This window comes from Maricaulis sp., from assembly GCF_048268525.1.
GTDB lineage: Bacteria > Pseudomonadota > Alphaproteobacteria > Caulobacterales > Maricaulaceae > Maricaulis.
In genome coordinates this window covers 12,874-27,771 of record NZ_JBLWVH010000016.1, presented here as the reverse complement: position 1 = coordinate 27,771, position 14,898 = coordinate 12,874, and the positions used below count along the sequence as shown (strand labels likewise).

Sequence of the window (14,898 nt, the reverse complement as noted above, 5' to 3'; positions counted from 1 at the left end):
CCCATGTTCGGCAAGCGTGCCGGAGGACCGACACCCACGACCGCCCCGATGACGCCGCCGCCGGCAGCGCCAAAGGACGAGGCGCGTCCGGATCCTGCGTCGCGCAGGGAAGCGCCGTCGGCGCCCGCCGCCAAGCCCAGTGCACCGAAAGCCGCCGCGCCCGCACCGAAGCCGGTCGCCAAGCCGGCACCCGGTGCCTATACCGGCCCCAAAGCTGCCAAGCGCACCGTGCGCGTCGCTGAGCCCAGTGGCCGGTCGGAAGAGTACTACGCCATCAAGACGACGATCTTCAACGCCCTGATCGACACCATCGATCTGGGGCAGTTGGCGCGTCTGGACAATGAAACCGCGGCCGAGGAAATCCGCGACATTGTCACCGAGATCATCTCGATCAAGAACGTCGCGATGTCGATCGCCGAGCAGGAACAACTGCTCCAGGACATCTGCAATGATGTGCTCGGCTTTGGTCCGCTGGAGCCGCTCCTGGCCCGTGATGACATCGCCGACATCATGGTCAATGGCGCCGACAAGGTCTTTATCGAGGTCAACGGCAAGCTCGAGGAGACGAATATCCGTTTCCGCGACAATGCCCAGCTGATGAATATCTGTCAGCGCATCGTCAGCCAGGTCGGCCGACGGGTCGATGAAAGCTCGCCGATCTGTGACGCCCGCCTGATGGACGGCTCCCGCGTCAACGTCATTGCGCCGCCGCTGGCGCTGGATGGCCCGACACTGACCATTCGTAAGTTCAAGAAGGACAAGCTGCAGATGCAGAACCTGGTGGAGTTTGGCTCCATCACGCCTGAGGGCGCCAAGGTCCTGTCCATCATCGGCGCATCGCGTTGTAACGTCCTGATTTCCGGTGGTACCGGCTCCGGCAAGACCACGCTTTTGAACTGCATGACCGGCTTCATCGAGGAAGATGAGCGGGTCGTGACCTGCGAAGATGCCGCCGAACTGCAACTGCAACAGCCGCATGTCGTGCGCCTGGAGACCCGGCCGCCGAACCTGGAAGGGTCCGGCATGGTCACCATGCGGGATCTGGTCAAGAACTGCCTGCGTATGCGTCCCGAGCGGATCATCGTCGGTGAGGTGCGTGGCCCGGAGGCCTTCGACCTCCTGCAGGCGATGAATACCGGCCATGACGGATCGATGGGCACGCTGCACGCCAACTCGCCGCGCGAAGCCATGTCGCGGATCGAGTCGATGATCACGATGGGCGGATATAACCTGCCGGCCAAGACAATCCGCGAAATGATTGTCGGCTCGATCGACGTCATCGTGCAGGCGGCACGCCTGCGTGATGGTTCGCGGAAAATCACCCACATCACTGAAGTGGTTGGCATGGAAGGCGAGGTCATCGTCACCCAGGACCTCTTCCTCTACGAGATCAAGGGTGAGGACGAGCACGGCAAGATTATCGGCCAGCATGCTTCGACCGGCATCGCCCGTCCCAAGTTCTGGGACCGCGCCCGCTATTTCGGGCTGGAACGCGAGCTCGCCAATGCGCTCGATGCCTCGGAGGCCTGATCGCGATGAATGGTGACATGGCCTTCGTCATAGCTGCTGTCGCCGCCTTCATGGCGGTGGGCGGTGTTGGCTGGGTTGCCGTCGGTGCTGTCGGTGATGCGCAGTCGAAAAAGCGCATGAACCGGGCGGTCGGGGCGGGCGGCCTCCAGCGCGGTCGCCGTCAGACTTCCGCGCTCGACCAGGCCGCGCAACGCAAGCGCCAGGTCCAGGAATCGCTCAAGGATCTCGAACAGCGCCAGCGCGACCAGCGCAAGAAGTCGCTGTCCATCAAGGCCCGTATCCAGCAGGCGGGCATGTCCTTCACGCCGGCCGTGTTCTGGATGGTGTCTGCCGGCATGGCGGTCGCGGGATTGTTGATCGCCTTCATCACCGGGCAGAGCCTGCTGGTGACTGCCGGTATCGGCCTGGTCAGCGGCCTGGGCATGCCGCGCTGGTGGCTCGGTTTCCTGCGGGGGCGGCGCCAGAAGAAATTCTCCGGCGAATTCGCCAATGCCCTGGATGTGATCACCCGTGGTGTGAAATCGGGCCTGCCGCTCAATGAGTGTCTCAAGATCCTGTCGGTCGAGAGCCCGGAACCGGTTCGTACCGAGTTCGAAAAGCTGGTCGAGGGGATCGCTGTCGGCGTGTCGCTGGCCGACGGGCTGGACCGGATGTGCGAGCGCATGCCGTTGCCCGAGCTCAACTTCTTCCGGACCGTCCTGATCATCCAGCAGAAGACAGGTGGCAACCTCGCCGAGACGCTGGGCAATCTGTCGGTCGTGCTGCGGTCCCGCAAGATGATGCGCGAGAAGATCGGCGCCCTGTCGTCGGAAGCCAAATCGTCAGCCGCGATCATCGGCTCGCTGCCGCCGGGCGTGATGGGCATCGTCTATGCCACCACACCCTCTTACATGGGCCAGATGTTCACCCATCCGACCGGGCAGCTGATGCTGCTGGGCGGGCTGACGTGGATGTTCATCGGCATCATGGTCATGCGCGGCATGATCAACTTCAAGATCTGAGGCGGGCATGTTCGGGATCGGCTTCACCGAGATACGCGACTTCCTGACCGATCCGGGCTCCCTGATCGCAATGGTTGCGGCCATCCTGGTGTTCGCGACCATAGTCACGCTGACCTCGCCGGCCATGGGGTCGGACAAGCTCGACAAGCGGATCAAGTCGGTCAACAACCGTCGCGAGGAATTGCGCCGCAAGAACCGGGCAGCCCTGGATGTCGCAGCCATGTCCGGCAAGGGCACCATCCGCGGCGCCGAGGCGAAGGGGCTGGTGCGCAAGGTGGTCGAGGCACTCGATCTGCAAAAGGCGTTCGAGGACCCGGCCCTGCACGAAAAACTGGCCCAGGCCGGCATGCGCGGCCAGCGACCGGCGATGACGTTCTATTTCTTCCGTCTGTTGTCGCCCTTCCTGCTGTTCGGCGCGGCATTGTTCTACGTCTTCATGATCAATGATTTCGGCCTGCCGCAAGTGACGCGCGTCTGTTTCTCGTTCGGACTGGGCCTGCTGGGCTATTACGCGCCCAACCTCTATCTCTCGAATCTTGCTGCCAAGCGCCAGCAGTCGATCATGGGCGCCTTCCCGGACGGTCTGGATCTGCTGTTGATCTGTGTGGAAAGCGGCATGTCGATCGAGGCGGCCTTCCACAAGGTGTCCAGCGAAGTCGGTTCGCAGTCCATTGAACTGGCAGAAGAGCTGTCCCTGACGACCGCAGAGCTGTCCTATCTGCAGGACCGCCGGGTGGCGTACGAAAACCTGGCCAAGCGAACCAATCATCCCGGCGTCAAGGCCGTCTGTACCTCTTTGATCCAGGCCGAGCGCTACGGTACCCCTCTGGGGCAGGCGCTGCGGGTCATGGCCAAGGAAAACCGGGACATGCGCCTGGCGGCTGCGGAGAAGAAGGCGGCCTCGCTGCCGGCCAAGTTGACCGTGCCGATGATCATCTTCTTCCTGCCGGTCTTGTTCGTGGTCATCCTCGGCCCGGCTATCATCCGCTTCCAAAGCATGTGACGAATCCGTTCTGGCGCGTTACTTGAATGGTATCGAGCATGTTGAACAGGTGGACACAGCCCATGTTTTCCGGGCGCAAGACGGCTGAAAAGCTCCGCGAGGAAATCCGCAGCGCCGATGCCGCTGTGGGCGAAGCCATGAGCGCGCTGGCCGCCGATGATACCGACGCGGCCCGCAAGGCGCTGTCGCAAGCCCCCAAAACCCATTTCGTCGACATGGGCTGGAAGGTCGGGCTGGCCAGCGCCATGATCGAACTGAAAGCCGGAAAGCGAAAGCCCGGCCTGCAAAAACTGATCGCCGTCTGTTCGCGCCTCGATGACACCTCGCTGTCCCGGGACGACAAGAACTATCTGCGACTCTATGCGCTCTACCGCAGCAGCGAGGCCAGCAAGGATGGGCGGGCTCCGGTCGAGATGCGGGTACTGGTCGAGGATTTCCGCTTTGATCACACGCTTGTCACACCGCTGCTGCGAAAGGATTTTCCGCTCAAGGCCGTGGACGAGCAGGACGCACCACCTCCGCCGCCACCGCCACCGCCGCCGGTAGCCAGCGACGCCGGCTGAATATTTGTATTCCGATGTTGCGGTTGGCTGGTGTAGAAAAGGGCGGGGCGAGGCGACGCAAATTTCGGGCGGAACAATCACATGAAACTCACGCGCGACGTCGCGCTTTATTGGGGCACCGTGCTCCTGTGTGGCTACGGGACCTTCACCTACGGACGCTGGGGCCTGCTCGAATTGCTGGTACGCACCGACACCTGGCCATCTGACTGGTTCAGCTTTGATGCCTACGGTTACGTTGCCAGCATGAGCGTGCTGCAGGAAGGCATCTTCGTCGTCGCGCTGATCGCTTCGATTCTGGCCATAGTGATGCTGTTGATGCGCTCGAAATGGTCAGCCTTCGCCTATGGAGGCTTTTTCCTCGCCTCGATGGTCGACTGGCTGTTGCTGGTCGGCAATCCGTTCATCGGCATGGAGATGAACGGTTATCTGGGCGTCACTATCAACCTCATTGCCCTGTCGGCAGTGGTGATGATCACAGCGCTCGGCTTGCTCAAGGGGCGACCGGTGGCCAAGCCCTAGTTTTCCCGGACTGCATCATAGCGGCGGCGGCTGGTCAGCATGGAGCGGATATAGGCCATGTTGGCTTCGGCCATTTGCGGCGAAACATCGATGCGGGCCATTTCCTCGGCCTCGTCGAAGCGTCCCTGCAGGGCAATCACCAGAGCGAGGTTCTGCCGGATGGTGGCGTCGGCTCCCGGACGGATCATGGCTTCCCGCAGCATCCGCTCGGCGGTGTCCGGATCCCCACTGGTGACATAGGACATGGCGATATTGGACAGGATGGATGGCTGGCCCGGAGACAGGGTCAGGGCCGACCGGAACGCCGTGCGGGCACCGTCGCTTTGTCCGGCCTGCTCAAGGGCGATCCCGAGCGCATTGAAAATTTCCCAGCGACCGGGCTCGAGTTGACTGGCACGGCGCAGGGATTCGACTCCTGCAGCACCGCGACCGGCCGCTGCGAGGGCGCTGCCATGGGCCAGCAGCAGGTCGGCGTTCTCGGGATAGAGTGCCAGCGTCTGGCGGGCAACTTCAGCCGCACGCTGATGATTGCCAAGCTGACGCAGGGTGCGGGACAGCTCCAGCGCGGCCTCGAGGTCGGTCGGGTTGAGCTCGTGGGCTTCGGCCCAGAAGGCGGCCTGGGTGAGTACGTCCTGACTGCGGATGGCCTGCCGTTCGGTGGCCGAGGCCGGCACGATGGAGTTGGCATTCATCGAATCGATGACAGCCTGTTCCTGTTCTGTCGGAGCTGTCGTTGCACAGGCTGCCAGCAAAAGGGCGCCAAGCGGGGCGAGGACGAAGTGTTTGCGCATGGTAGAAACCGGGCCACTGTTAAGCATGGCTTGAATCTGGGCTGCGCCGGTCAAGAATGGGTTAATCCGTCCGACAGCTCCGGACACACGAAAGGAACGACCATGACCGCCCTCATTCCCTCCGCCTCGAAAGCCCGCAAATTGCGTCTTGTCAGCGAGGTTGAGGTCGAGGCTGCGATCAAGTCCCTGCCGGCCGAACAACAGGGTCTGGCCGCGACTTTCAAGGGCAAGCCGGGGCAGGTCGTCCTCCTGCCCGATGGCGGAGAGGTCCAGGCCCTGTTCGGCATTGGTGGTGGCAAGGACGCTTTCGTCCTCGGCGCCGCAGCCCTGACCCTGCCGGAGGGCGACTGGCAGCTGGTCAACCTGCCCGACACGTTCGAGCCGACACTGGCCGCGACCGCCTGGGCGCTGGGTGGCTATACCTTCACGACCTACAAGCCTGCTCCGCGCGAAGCGGCACGCCTGGTCGCACCGGAAGGCGCAGACCTTTCTGAAGCCACGGCCATTGCCGAGGCCGTCCATCTGACGCGGGACCTGGTCAACACGCCGGCCGACCGGATGGGGCCGGAAGGTCTCGAAGCGGCTTTCCGCGGTCTGGCGGACAGGTTTGACGCCACGGTCCGCGTGACCCGCGGGGATGACCTTCTCGCCCAGAATTATCCGATGATCCATGCCGTCGGTCGTGCCGCCGGCGAGGCGCCACGACTGCTCGAGCTGGAATGGGGTGATGAAAGCCATCCGCGACTGGCCATTGTCGGCAAGGGGGTGTGTTTCGATACGGGCGGTCTGGATCTGAAGGCGGCCCAGTTCATGCGCCTGATGAAAAAGGACATGGGCGGCGGCGCCAATGCGATGGGGTTGGCCAGCATGGTGATGGCCGGCCAGCTGCCCGTGCGCCTGCACCTGCTCGTCCCGGCCGTCGAGAACGCAGTCGGCGCCGGGGCTTTCCGTCCGGGCGACATCATCGATTCGCGCAAGGGCCTGACCGTCGAGATCGACAATACAGATGCCGAGGGCCGGCTGGTTCTGGGCGATGCACTGGCCCGCGCCGTCGAGGAACCCAGCGACCTCTTGCTCGACTTTGCCACTCTGACCGGTGCGGCCAGGGTCGCGCTGGGGCCGGAAGTGGCGCCTTTCTATACGGATGACGATGACGTCGCGGCAGCACTAGCCAAGGCTGCCGGTGAGGTGGCCGACCCGCTGTGGCGCATGCCGCTTTGGGATGGATATGAGTCCGAAATGGACGGCGAGATCTCGGATCTGGTCAACAGCGCCGCGACGCCGATGGCTGGCTCGATTACGGCCGCACTCTTCCTGCGCCGCTTTGTCGGCGAGGCGCGCTGGGTGCATTTCGACATCTTCGCCTGGAACCCGAAACCCCGCCCCGGACGTCCCAAGGGCGGCGACATGCATGCCGCGCGCGCCGTTTACCAAATGCTCAAGGAGCGGTTCCAGAATAAGGGCTGATCACTTGGATCGGGTCTGTTTTGGAGTCAGTCATGCCGTCACAGGCGATGACATCGCTCGAGATGATGCGGCGCGTGTCGGCGGATGCCGTGCGCGGGGCTGCGGCTGATCTGACGGCCCGTCAGTTCGCCCTGCTGTTGTCGATCTTCATGAAACCCGGACCCCACGCCATCCGCGATCTGGCTCGCCAGCTCGACCTGCCCAAGCCGGCGGTCACCCGGGCGCTGGACGTGCTGGAACGGCAGGGCTTTGTGCGGCGCAAGCGCGACCGTGAAGACAAGCGCGATGTCTCGGTGCATCGTACTGTAAAGGGAGCGGTATTCCTGTACGATTATGGTGAGACCGTCGCCCATCGTGCCGAGGAAACGCGTACATGTCCCAGCTGGATCCCCGTGTCACAGCCGCCAGGCCCGACCTCGCATCCGATGAGCTGAGGGGGCGTGTCGAGGCGGAGCGCTTCGTCGCACCGGTCGATCATCAGGTCATCATTCCCGCCCTGCCGATCCGCAAGGCGCCGGATGCGGCCGCAGCCATGGACGATCAACTCCTGGCCGGCGAGATTTTTTCCGTGCTGGAGACCCGCGACGGCTGGGCCTGGGGACAGTCCCGGGCCGATGGCTATGTCGGCTGGGTCGAGTGTTCCGGCCTGTCAGACACACTCCGCCCGGTTGATCATGTGATCAGTGTCCTGCGCACCTATGCCTTCCCGGAGCCGAGCATCAAGGCGCCGCCCAATCATCTTCTCAGTCTGAATGCCGGTTTCACGGCCGGTCGGCGTGAGGGCCGCTTTGTCGAGGCCATTGGTCTGGGCTGGGTGGTAGAGGCGCATTGCCTGCCGGTCGGCGAGACCGCGTCAGACTTTGTCGCGGTCGCCGAGGCGTTTCTGGGTGCTCCCTATCTGTGGGGTGGCAAGGAAAGCCTCGGCCTGGATTGTTCCGGTCTGGTGCAGATGTCGCTGCAGGCCGCTGGACAGGCGATGCCGCGGGATGCTGACCAACAGGAAGCGGCGCTGAAGGCGATCTGGGAGGACGTCACCGACACGGCGGAACGTCGCCGGGGTGATGTGGTGTTCTGGCCCGGCCATGTCGGCATCATGACCGACAGCGAGCATCTTCTGCATGCCAATGCGTCGAGCATGGATGTGACCCTTGAGCCCTTTGCCGAGGCCGAGGCGCGAATACGCGCAGCGGAAAACCCGGTGCGGGCGATCTACCGACCGCGCTGACCGGTTGTCCCGATCGCAGACATGAAAAAGCCCCGGACAATTCATCCGGGGCTTTGATCATTGTGATGTCAGGTCAGGCGAGACTATGGCTCATTGCCTTCGGTGTCGTCATCGGTGCCGGCCACCTGGTCGACAGCCTCTTCGACAACTTCGGTCATCGCCTCAACGGCTCCGTCGACAGCGTCAGTCATGGTGCCCATGGCATCGTCGACCGCGTCGGCAGAGGCGGTTTCGACCAACGGTGCCGGCAGCGGCATCGGATTGTCTGACAGCGACCGCAGATAGGCGATCAGCTCAAGGCGGGTGTCGTCATTGCCAAGGCCGCGGAAGGACATCGCCGTGCCGGGTGCGTAGCCGGCCGGGCTTTCGATGAAGGCGTCGAGCGCCTCATAGGTCCAGACACCTTCGAGGCCTTCCAGGGCGCCCGAGTAACCAAAGCCGTCATGGCTCGCAATGTCGGCGCCGACGATACCCCAGAGATTCGGGCCAACGCCGTTGGCGCCGCCCTGATCGAAGGTGTGACAGGCGGCACAGCGACGCGCAGCGCGTTCACCGGAACCGATGTCAGCCGCAGCGAGGACCAGGCCGTAATCGGTCGGGCCTTCCTCGACGACTTCGGCACTAGGTCCGGAGCCGATCGCTGCCCAGTCTACCGGGTATGCGGTATTCTCGGCCGTCAATTCATGGGCGGCGTGAGACGGAACCAGGAGATGCCCCAGTTCAGTGATCGCCAGGACACCCAGCACGGTCGCAAGCACGGCGCCGGCAACTTTGTTCCAGAAGAGTTCGCCCATGGACGCCCCCAAATACAGTCAGGTTGAAAATCGACCCGTGTTTGGCACGCGCCGCGCTCGCAGGCAACACCGCAACGCGCTCATCTGCATGCGGTATCGCGACGCACGACCGCAGAATGGTGCTTTCCGGAGGCTATGGGGATGGCGCAACTGCGCCGGATTGCAGCGATGCCTGCAATCGGGGCGAGGGCGGCCTTGATTCGGTCCCAATCGACCACCAGATAGCCAGCCGCTGGGGGCGCCCATGGCGTGCAGCCAATAAAACTCAACAAGGTTTACCGATATGTTCCGTACAGTACTTGTCTCCTCCCTCTCCGTTCTGGCCCTCGCCGCTGGCGCCTCGGCCCAGGAAGGCCAGATCCGTCTCGGCGCCGGCTATGAAGCCGCCGATTTCGACGGCGTCGATTTTGATACGGTTGTCGTGCGCGGCAGCTATGATTTCACCCGCTATCTGGGTGTCGAAGGTCAGCTGAATATCGGCCTTGGCGATGAAAGCCTGACCGTTGGCGGCCTGACCGGCGATGTCAGCCTCGATTATGTCGCCGGCGTCTTCGGCGTTGTCCGTCCATGGTCGAATGAAGACGGTTCGGTGTTCCTGCGCGCCGGTTACACCACGACCGAAGCCGAGGCCTCCGCGGCCGGCCTGAACTTCAGCGCCAGCGACGAAGCCTGGGCCTATGGCGTCGGCGGCGAATATTTCTTCGACGATCGCAATGGCGTCCGCGCCGACTACACCCGTTATGACTATGATGATGGCGGCGATGCCGACTTCTTCGGCATCTCCTACGTCCGTCGCATCGGCGGCTGATCCGGTTCGGAGGGGTCGCGCCGTCGCGCGGCCCCTCTGCCCGTGATACGTCCGGGCGTCAGATCAGCTCGTCGGCCCACAATTCGGCCAGTCGCCGGGCGATGGCGATCGACGGCGGCATGACTGCCTCTGGATGGCGGGTCGCCAGCATCTCACGCACCTCATCCCGGCTGAACCAGCGCGCTTGTTCCAGCTCGTGCGTGTCGATGGTCAGGCTCGCGTCCAGCACCGGTGCGACAAGACCGATCATCAGTGAAGACGGAAACGGCCAGGGCTGCCCCATGACATAGCGGATCGCCGCAATATCGGCTTTCACGCCTGCTTCCTCTTCCAATTCCCGGGCGCAGGCTTCTTCCAGGGTCTCCGCCGGTTCGACAAAACCGGCCAGCGCCGACCAGACGCCCTCCGGCCAGGATTCCTGTCGTCCGAGCAGGCAGCGATCGCCATCGAGTGCCAGCATGATCACCACCGGGTCGACACGGGGGAAGTGTTCGCTCTCGCAGGCCTCGCAGGCGCGACGCGCCCCGCCGGACTTAACCCGGGTCGGTTGGCCACATGCGGCGCAGAACCCATTCCGTGCATGCCAGGCAAACAAGGCCTTGGCCTGTGCATAGATGGCGGCCTCATCATGGCTGAGCGCCATCGCGGCCTGGCGGGCGGGTGTGATCTCGCCATCCAGTGGCAGGCTGTCGGGCTTGTTGATCACGGCGGCGAAGCAGGGCGAGCCCTTGTAGTGTCCGAGGAACAGCCCGGTCTGGAGATCAGCCAGTCCGGCGATCTCGCTGCGGCGAAACCAGAAAAGGCCACCGCTCTGCTGCAGGACCGGATCACCGTCGACCAGTCCCAGCCACCAGCCATCATCACCGGTCAGCAGGTCTGCAAGTGCGCCCTCGTCGCGACGTAGCAGGTCTCCACGGTCGAGCGGGGATCCGGCGAAAACCAGGGGGTCACGTCCAGCGAGCAGGGTGCGGTCATTCATGGGTCGGATCCAAACGCGGTCGGTTAGCGGCGGGCTGGCCGGTTGCAGGCATAGATAGGTTTGACGGCGCCATCAACAAAGGTCGCGTTGCGCGGCAAATCAGGGCTTGCATTTGAGAATGAGTCGCAAATAATGCGGGGCAGGAGGTGCCCGAATGGCTTGCGATTCTACACGACCCTTGCAAAGCGGTGGCCCGGCAGCCGCGGCCCATGCCCAACTTGCTGTGCGGGACTGGCTGGAAACCCAGGCCCGGGTAACCGGCTACTGGCGCGATGTGCTGCTCGAGGCCGGTGGCAGCCTGGCCCTGATCGAGGCGCTTGATGATCACGCCCGATTCTTGCAGATGGCCGCGATCGGCGGTGAGGGGGAGCTCCTGCACACACAATGAAGCCATGCCTTGCACCGGGGCGTCGCACGCGCGATATAGAGCGCGGAAGATCGGCGGTGGACGAGCGCCTCGCCAACCCGGTCAGGTCCGGAAGGAAGCAGCCGTAACGAGTTTTGCTCGGGTCGCTGTCCGGTCTTCCACTTCAAACCACGCATCGCCCTTCGCGGAACGCGAATCTTGCTCTAGGCTCGAACGCGGCGACCCGAGGGGGCGTCGTGGGGGTTGCAGCGCCCGACCCGCACTCCACTCGCATCTGCCGACAGGACGTCATGGACGATACGCCGCTCCCAACCGAAGACACCGGAGCGACCGAAGCGTTGATGCCCGGGCTCGACATTCCCGCAACCGGTCCGACGCCCGGCTACCAGGTCCTGGCCCGCAAATACCGTCCCGACACGTTCGAGGACCTGATCGGCCAGGACGCCATGGTGCGGACCCTGACCAACGCATTTGCCGCCGGCCGGATCGCCCACGCCTACATGCTGACCGGGGTGCGTGGTGTCGGCAAGACCACCACCGCGCGCCTGATCGCCCGCGCCCTGAATTTCGAGACCGACGAGATCGATGCGCCCTCGATGGCTCTGGCCGAGAAAGGCCGTCATTGCGACGCCATCGGCCGCTCGGCCCATGTCGATGTGATGGAGATGGACGCCGCTTCGCGCACCGGCGTTAGCGACATCCGTGAAATCCTTGATGGCGTGCGTTACGCCCCGGTGTCGGCCCGCTACAAGGTCTACATCATCGATGAGGTGCACATGCTCTCGACCTCCGCCTTCAACGCATTGTTGAAGACGCTGGAGGAACCGCCCGAGCACGCCAAGTTCATCTTCGCCACAACCGAGATCCGCAAGGTGCCGGTGACCGTGCTGTCGCGCTGCCAGCGTTTCGACCTCAAGCGGATCGACCGTGAGGTCCTGACCGATCATCTCGAGCGCATTTGTGGTCTTGAAGGCGCGTCGGTGGAGCGCGACGGCCTCTCCTTGATCTCCCGCGCCGCCGAAGGCTCGGTACGTGACGCCCTGTCCCTCCTCGACCAGGCCATCGTCCAGGGCAGCGACGAAGACGGCCCGGTCAGTGCACCGCAGATCCGCGACATGCTGGGCCTGGCCGACCGCGCCCGTGTGCTCGACCTGCTGGAACAGACTTTGACCGGCAAGACCGCCGATGCCCTGGCCGAGTTGTCGTCCCTGCATGATGCCGGCGGCGACCCGGTCGTGATCACCCGTGACCTGCTGGATTATGTCCATGCAACCTCCCGCGTGAAGGCCGCCGGGCCCGGCGCCGATCTGGGCGAAGCGGCCGACACCGTGGCGCGGATCGTGACGCTGGCCGAGAGCCAGTCCCTGGGTCAGCTGACCCGCATGTGGAAGATATTGCTGACCGGTCTCGATGATGTCCGCGCCGCGCCGGACGCGCTGGCGGCGGCTGAAATGACCGTGCTGCGGCTGGCCTCGGCCGCCAGCCTGCCGCCGCCCGAAGATGCGGCCCGCCTGCTGGCCGGCATGCCGCGTGCGACCAGTCCGGCATCCGGTGCCGGGGAGGCGCCGGGAAAGCCTGAGCCGGCCGCTGCGCCGGCGACCGGGTCGGCGTCCACCGCAACAGATCGGGACACTGCTGCCCATCGTGCGCTGAGCACGCCGGAAGCCGTGGCCGAAGTTGAGCAGGATGCGCCGGGCATTTCCGGTCCGCAGACCTGGGAAGCCCTGATGGAGCTGCTGCGCGAGAAGCGCGATATCGGCCTGCAGTCGGACGTCGAACGTTATGTCCGACCCGCCGTCTTCAAGCCCGGCTCCTTTACCTTCCAGCCGATCGAGGATGCGCCGCGTGATCTGGCCCAGCGTCTGTCGCGACGGCTTCTGGAATGGACCGGCGAACGCTGGATGATCCTTGCGGACGGCTCGCTGGAAGGCGGCGAGACCTGGGCGGAGCGCCGCCTCCGCCTGAAAGCCGAACGGCTGGAGGCAGCCCGCTATGACCCGGCCGTGACCGAGGTCATGCGGCTCTTCCCGGGCGCCGAGATCGTGAAGATCCGAGATCCTCAACCGACCGCCGAAACTGACAGCAAAGAAGCGACGGAGAAACGCGCATGAAGGACCTGATGGGCCTGATGAAGCAGGCGCAGGCCATGCAACAGAAAATGACCGAGGCCCAGGCGCGCCTCGCCGAGACCGAAGTCACGGGCGAGGCCGGAGCCGGGCTTGTCCGTGTGGTCCTGACCGCGAAGGGCGACATGGTGTCGATCAATGTCGACAAGAGCATCATGGACCCCGACGAGCCGGAAATCCTGGAAGACCTGCTCAAGGCGGCGCATGCCGATGCGCGCCGCAAGGGTGAGCAGGCCCAGCAGGACATCATGAAAGACGCGGCCGGCGACCTGCAATTGCCACCCGGCATGCAGATGCCATTCTGACCGGACCGCTCATTCCATGAAAACAGCCTCCGCCGGTCCGGAAATCGAACGCCTGATATCGCTGCTGGCGAAGCTGCCCGGGCTTGGCCCGCGCTCGGCCCGGCGTGCGGCGCTGAATCTGCTTGGCAAGAAGGACGCACTGATGCGTCCGCTCGCTGAAGCGTTGGCCGATGCCGCTGACAAGATCCGCGCCTGCAGTGAATGTGGCAATATGGATGTCGCCGACCCGTGTACCGTGTGTGCTGCCCCGAACCGTCTGGACGCCGCCATCTGTGTGGTTGAGACCGTTGGTGACTTGTGGGCACTGGAGCGCGCCGGTGCGTTCAAGGGGCGCTATCATGTGCTGGGCGGCGTGCTGTCGGCGCTGGATGGCGTGCGACCCGAGGATCTCAACATCACCAAGCTGGTCGAGCGGTCGGCCCGCGACGAGGTGAGCGAGATCGTCCTCGCCCTCAATGCCACGGTCGATGGTCAGACAACCGCACACTATCTGGCCGACCGGATGGCCGGTTGCGATGTCTCGATCACCTCGCTGGCACGAGGGGTCCCGGTCGGCGGCGAGCTTGATTATCTCGATGACGGAACGCTGGCGGCGGCCTTCCGCAGTCGGTCCACCGTCTGATTTACCCTGTCCATCGCTAAAAATCGGTCTATCGTTGTCAGTCGGGCATCGGGGAGACTGGCATGCAGGAACCGACTTCGACGACCGCGACCGATATGGGCATGCCGCCCGACCGCGTGACGCGCCGCGCCTTCGTCCTGTTTTTCTGTACCGGCCTGTTCATGGTGTCTCTGGTGCTCGCCGCGATCACGGCGGTGAAGATCCAGGCCTTCAATCTGGGACCAATCACCGTGCTGGTCCCGGCCGGGACGATCGCCTTCGGGCTGACCTATCTGGCAACCGACGTGATCTCGGAGGTCTGGGGCCGGGGATATGCCCTGTGTGTGGTCATCTCCGGCGTGCTGATGCGGTTCATCATTCTGTTCCTGCTCCTCTATGCGATGCATGCCGAAGACGTGTTTCCGTTCATCTCGACCGCCGGCAACTGGACAGACGCGCAGCAAACAGCCTTCGTGGAGGTGTTTTCGTCCGGCAACCGGACCAATTTCGCCGGCATGGTCGCTTTCGGCATCAGCGCCCTGGCCGATGTGTTGATCTTTCATCACTTGCGCCAGAAACACGCCGGCAAGAACCGGTTGTGGTTGCGAAACAATGTGTCGACCATGGTCTCCCAGACCTTCAACAGCGCGATCTTCATTTCCGTTGCCTTCGCCGGCGTGCAGACCTGGTCGGTGATCGGCAGCCTGATCCTGGGGCAGGTGGTCGTGAAACTGTTGGTCGCGGCCTTTGATACGCCGGTCGTCTATCTGCTGCGCAATATCGCGGAAGGCCGCAAGCTGACCGATTTCAGCGGCTGAT

The 14,898-nt window shown here is 63.9% G+C and carries 17 protein-coding genes and 1 other RNA gene; 15 read left to right on the top strand and 3 right to left on the bottom strand.

Translation table 11 applies throughout. The features are described 5' to 3' along the window. Window positions 1-3 precede the first annotated feature (3 nt). From ACN0X9_RS09655 to ACN0X9_RS09635, 5 genes are all read left to right on the top strand, one after another. Window positions 4-1,530: a CpaF family protein gene (locus ACN0X9_RS09655; RefSeq protein ID WP_417487395.1), complete on the top strand. Its 1,527-nt coding sequence runs from the start codon at window positions 4-6 to the stop codon at window positions 1,528-1,530. 17 nt (window positions 1,531-1,547) lie between these two features. Then, a complete protein-coding gene (locus ACN0X9_RS09650; protein ID WP_417487394.1) occupies window positions 1,548-2,531 on the top strand; it encodes a type II secretion system F family protein in 984 nt (327 codons plus the stop codon). 7 nt (window positions 2,532-2,538) lie between these two features. After that, the gene (locus ACN0X9_RS09645; RefSeq protein WP_417487393.1) at window positions 2,539-3,534 is read left to right on the top strand and encodes a type II secretion system F family protein; all 996 of its coding nucleotides are present in this window, start codon (window positions 2,539-2,541) and stop codon (window positions 3,532-3,534) included. Window positions 3,535-3,596: 62 nt separating this feature from the next. Beyond that, window positions 3,597-4,097, top strand: coding sequence for a hypothetical protein (locus tag ACN0X9_RS09640; protein ID WP_417487392.1), 501 nt, complete (start codon window positions 3,597-3,599; stop codon window positions 4,095-4,097). An 81-nt stretch (window positions 4,098-4,178) separates the two neighbouring features. Further along, the gene (locus ACN0X9_RS09635; RefSeq protein WP_417487391.1) at window positions 4,179-4,616 is read left to right on the top strand and encodes a hypothetical protein; all 438 of its coding nucleotides are present in this window, start codon (window positions 4,179-4,181) and stop codon (window positions 4,614-4,616) included. Here the strand turns inward: ACN0X9_RS09635 and ACN0X9_RS09630 are convergent. After that, window positions 4,613-5,407: a tetratricopeptide repeat protein gene (locus ACN0X9_RS09630; RefSeq protein ID WP_417487390.1), complete on the bottom strand. Its 795-nt coding sequence runs from the start codon at window positions 5,405-5,407 to the stop codon at window positions 4,613-4,615. The genes ACN0X9_RS09635 and ACN0X9_RS09630 overlap by 4 nt on opposite strands. Window positions 5,408-5,509: 102 nt before the next feature. Between ACN0X9_RS09630 and ACN0X9_RS09625 the strand changes: the two genes are divergently transcribed. Genes ACN0X9_RS09625 through ACN0X9_RS09615 form a run of 3 tightly spaced genes read left to right on the top strand, consistent with a single transcriptional unit; the run spans window position 5,510 to window position 8,099 of the window. Then, a complete protein-coding gene (locus tag ACN0X9_RS09625) occupies window positions 5,510-6,874 on the top strand; it encodes a leucyl aminopeptidase family protein (RefSeq protein ID WP_417487389.1) in 1,365 nt (454 codons plus the stop codon). Window positions 6,875-6,906: 32 nt separating this feature from the next. Then, window positions 6,907-7,308, top strand: a complete 402-nt coding sequence (locus tag ACN0X9_RS09620) for a MarR family transcriptional regulator (RefSeq protein WP_417487388.1) — start codon at window positions 6,907-6,909, stop codon at window positions 7,306-7,308. After that, window positions 7,248-8,099 (top strand): C40 family peptidase, encoded by an 852-nt coding sequence (locus tag ACN0X9_RS09615; RefSeq protein ID WP_417487387.1) that lies wholly within the window; start codon window positions 7,248-7,250, stop codon window positions 8,097-8,099. The genes ACN0X9_RS09620 and ACN0X9_RS09615 overlap by 61 nt, the downstream gene beginning before the upstream one ends. An 83-nt stretch (window positions 8,100-8,182) precedes the next feature. On the opposite strand, the gene ACN0X9_RS09610 is transcribed toward ACN0X9_RS09615, so the two are convergent. After that, complete coding sequence (locus ACN0X9_RS09610) at window positions 8,183-8,893, bottom strand: c-type cytochrome (RefSeq protein ID WP_417487386.1); 711 nt, start codon at window positions 8,891-8,893, stop codon at window positions 8,183-8,185. 283 nt (window positions 8,894-9,176) lie between these two features. On the opposite strand from ACN0X9_RS09610, the gene ACN0X9_RS09605 reads away from it, so the two are divergent. Further along, a complete protein-coding gene (locus tag ACN0X9_RS09605) occupies window positions 9,177-9,701 on the top strand; it encodes a porin family protein (RefSeq protein WP_417487385.1) in 525 nt (174 codons plus the stop codon). Window positions 9,702-9,759: 58 nt separating this feature from the next. On the opposite strand, the gene nudC is transcribed toward ACN0X9_RS09605, so the two are convergent. Then, window positions 9,760-10,680 (bottom strand): NAD(+) diphosphatase, encoded by a 921-nt coding sequence (nudC, locus tag ACN0X9_RS09600; protein WP_417487384.1) that lies wholly within the window; start codon window positions 10,678-10,680, stop codon window positions 9,760-9,762. Window positions 10,681-10,834: 154 nt separating this feature from the next. Here nudC and ACN0X9_RS09595 point away from each other — a divergent pair, with 154 nt between their 5' ends. From ACN0X9_RS09595 to ACN0X9_RS09570, 6 genes are all read left to right on the top strand, one after another. After that, entirely contained in the window at window positions 10,835-11,068 is a 234-nt protein-coding gene (locus ACN0X9_RS09595) for a hypothetical protein (protein WP_417487383.1), read from the top strand. A gap of 44 nt (window positions 11,069-11,112) precedes the next feature. Next, window positions 11,113-11,210: signal recognition particle sRNA small type (ffs, locus tag ACN0X9_RS09590), an RNA gene on the top strand. A 127-nt stretch (window positions 11,211-11,337) separates the two neighbouring features. Further along, on the top strand, window positions 11,338-13,158 hold the full coding sequence (locus ACN0X9_RS09585; protein WP_417487382.1) for a DNA polymerase III subunit gamma/tau: 1,821 nt from the start codon (window positions 11,338-11,340) through the stop codon (window positions 13,156-13,158). Beyond that, entirely contained in the window at window positions 13,155-13,478 is a 324-nt protein-coding gene (locus tag ACN0X9_RS09580; RefSeq protein ID WP_417487381.1) for a YbaB/EbfC family nucleoid-associated protein, read from the top strand. The genes ACN0X9_RS09585 and ACN0X9_RS09580 overlap by 4 nt, the downstream gene beginning before the upstream one ends. 16 nt (window positions 13,479-13,494) lie before the next feature. After that, window positions 13,495-14,100 carry a recombination mediator RecR gene (recR, locus tag ACN0X9_RS09575; protein WP_417487380.1) on the top strand — a complete coding sequence of 202 codons (606 nt, stop codon included), beginning with the start codon at window positions 13,495-13,497 and terminating at the stop codon, window positions 14,098-14,100. Window positions 14,101-14,162: 62 nt separating this feature from the next. Continuing rightward, window positions 14,163-14,897 carry a queuosine precursor transporter gene (locus tag ACN0X9_RS09570; RefSeq protein ID WP_417487379.1) on the top strand — a complete coding sequence of 245 codons (735 nt, stop codon included), beginning with the start codon at window positions 14,163-14,165 and terminating at the stop codon, window positions 14,895-14,897. Window position 14,898: the final 1 nt, after the last annotated feature.

Bases quoted from the DNA above. Each gene is read 5' to 3' on its own strand.
- ACN0X9_RS09655 (WP_417487395.1), top strand. From the start codon at position 4: ATGTTCGGCAAGCGTGCCGGAGGACCGACACCCACGACCGCCCCGATG.
- ACN0X9_RS09615 (WP_417487387.1), top strand. From the start codon at position 7,248: ATGTCCCAGCTGGATCCCCGTGTCACAGCCGCCAGGCCCGACCTCGCA.
- ACN0X9_RS09595 (WP_417487383.1), top strand. From the start codon at position 10,835: ATGGCTTGCGATTCTACACGACCCTTGCAAAGCGGTGGCCCGGCAGCC.
- ACN0X9_RS09645 (WP_417487393.1), top strand. From the start codon at position 2,539: ATGTTCGGGATCGGCTTCACCGAGATACGCGACTTCCTGACCGATCCG.
- ACN0X9_RS09635 (WP_417487391.1), top strand. From the start codon at position 4,179: ATGAAACTCACGCGCGACGTCGCGCTTTATTGGGGCACCGTGCTCCTG.
- ACN0X9_RS09630 (WP_417487390.1), bottom strand. From the start codon at position 5,407: ATGCGCAAACACTTCGTCCTCGCCCCGCTTGGCGCCCTTTTGCTGGCA.
- ACN0X9_RS09605 (WP_417487385.1), top strand. From the start codon at position 9,177: ATGTTCCGTACAGTACTTGTCTCCTCCCTCTCCGTTCTGGCCCTCGCC.
- ACN0X9_RS09580 (WP_417487381.1), top strand. From the start codon at position 13,155: ATGAAGGACCTGATGGGCCTGATGAAGCAGGCGCAGGCCATGCAACAG.
- ACN0X9_RS09610 (WP_417487386.1), bottom strand. From the start codon at position 8,893: ATGGGCGAACTCTTCTGGAACAAAGTTGCCGGCGCCGTGCTTGCGACC.
- ACN0X9_RS09625 (WP_417487389.1), top strand. From the start codon at position 5,510: ATGACCGCCCTCATTCCCTCCGCCTCGAAAGCCCGCAAATTGCGTCTT.
- ACN0X9_RS09585 (WP_417487382.1), top strand. From the start codon at position 11,338: ATGGACGATACGCCGCTCCCAACCGAAGACACCGGAGCGACCGAAGCG.
- nudC (WP_417487384.1), bottom strand. From the start codon at position 10,680: ATGAATGACCGCACCCTGCTCGCTGGACGTGACCCCCTGGTTTTCGCC.
- ACN0X9_RS09570 (WP_417487379.1), top strand. From the start codon at position 14,163: ATGCAGGAACCGACTTCGACGACCGCGACCGATATGGGCATGCCGCCC.
- recR (WP_417487380.1), top strand. From the start codon at position 13,495: ATGAAAACAGCCTCCGCCGGTCCGGAAATCGAACGCCTGATATCGCTG.
- ACN0X9_RS09640 (WP_417487392.1), top strand. From the start codon at position 3,597: ATGTTTTCCGGGCGCAAGACGGCTGAAAAGCTCCGCGAGGAAATCCGC.
- ACN0X9_RS09620 (WP_417487388.1), top strand. From the start codon at position 6,907: ATGCCGTCACAGGCGATGACATCGCTCGAGATGATGCGGCGCGTGTCG.
- ACN0X9_RS09650 (WP_417487394.1), top strand. From the start codon at position 1,548: ATGGCCTTCGTCATAGCTGCTGTCGCCGCCTTCATGGCGGTGGGCGGT.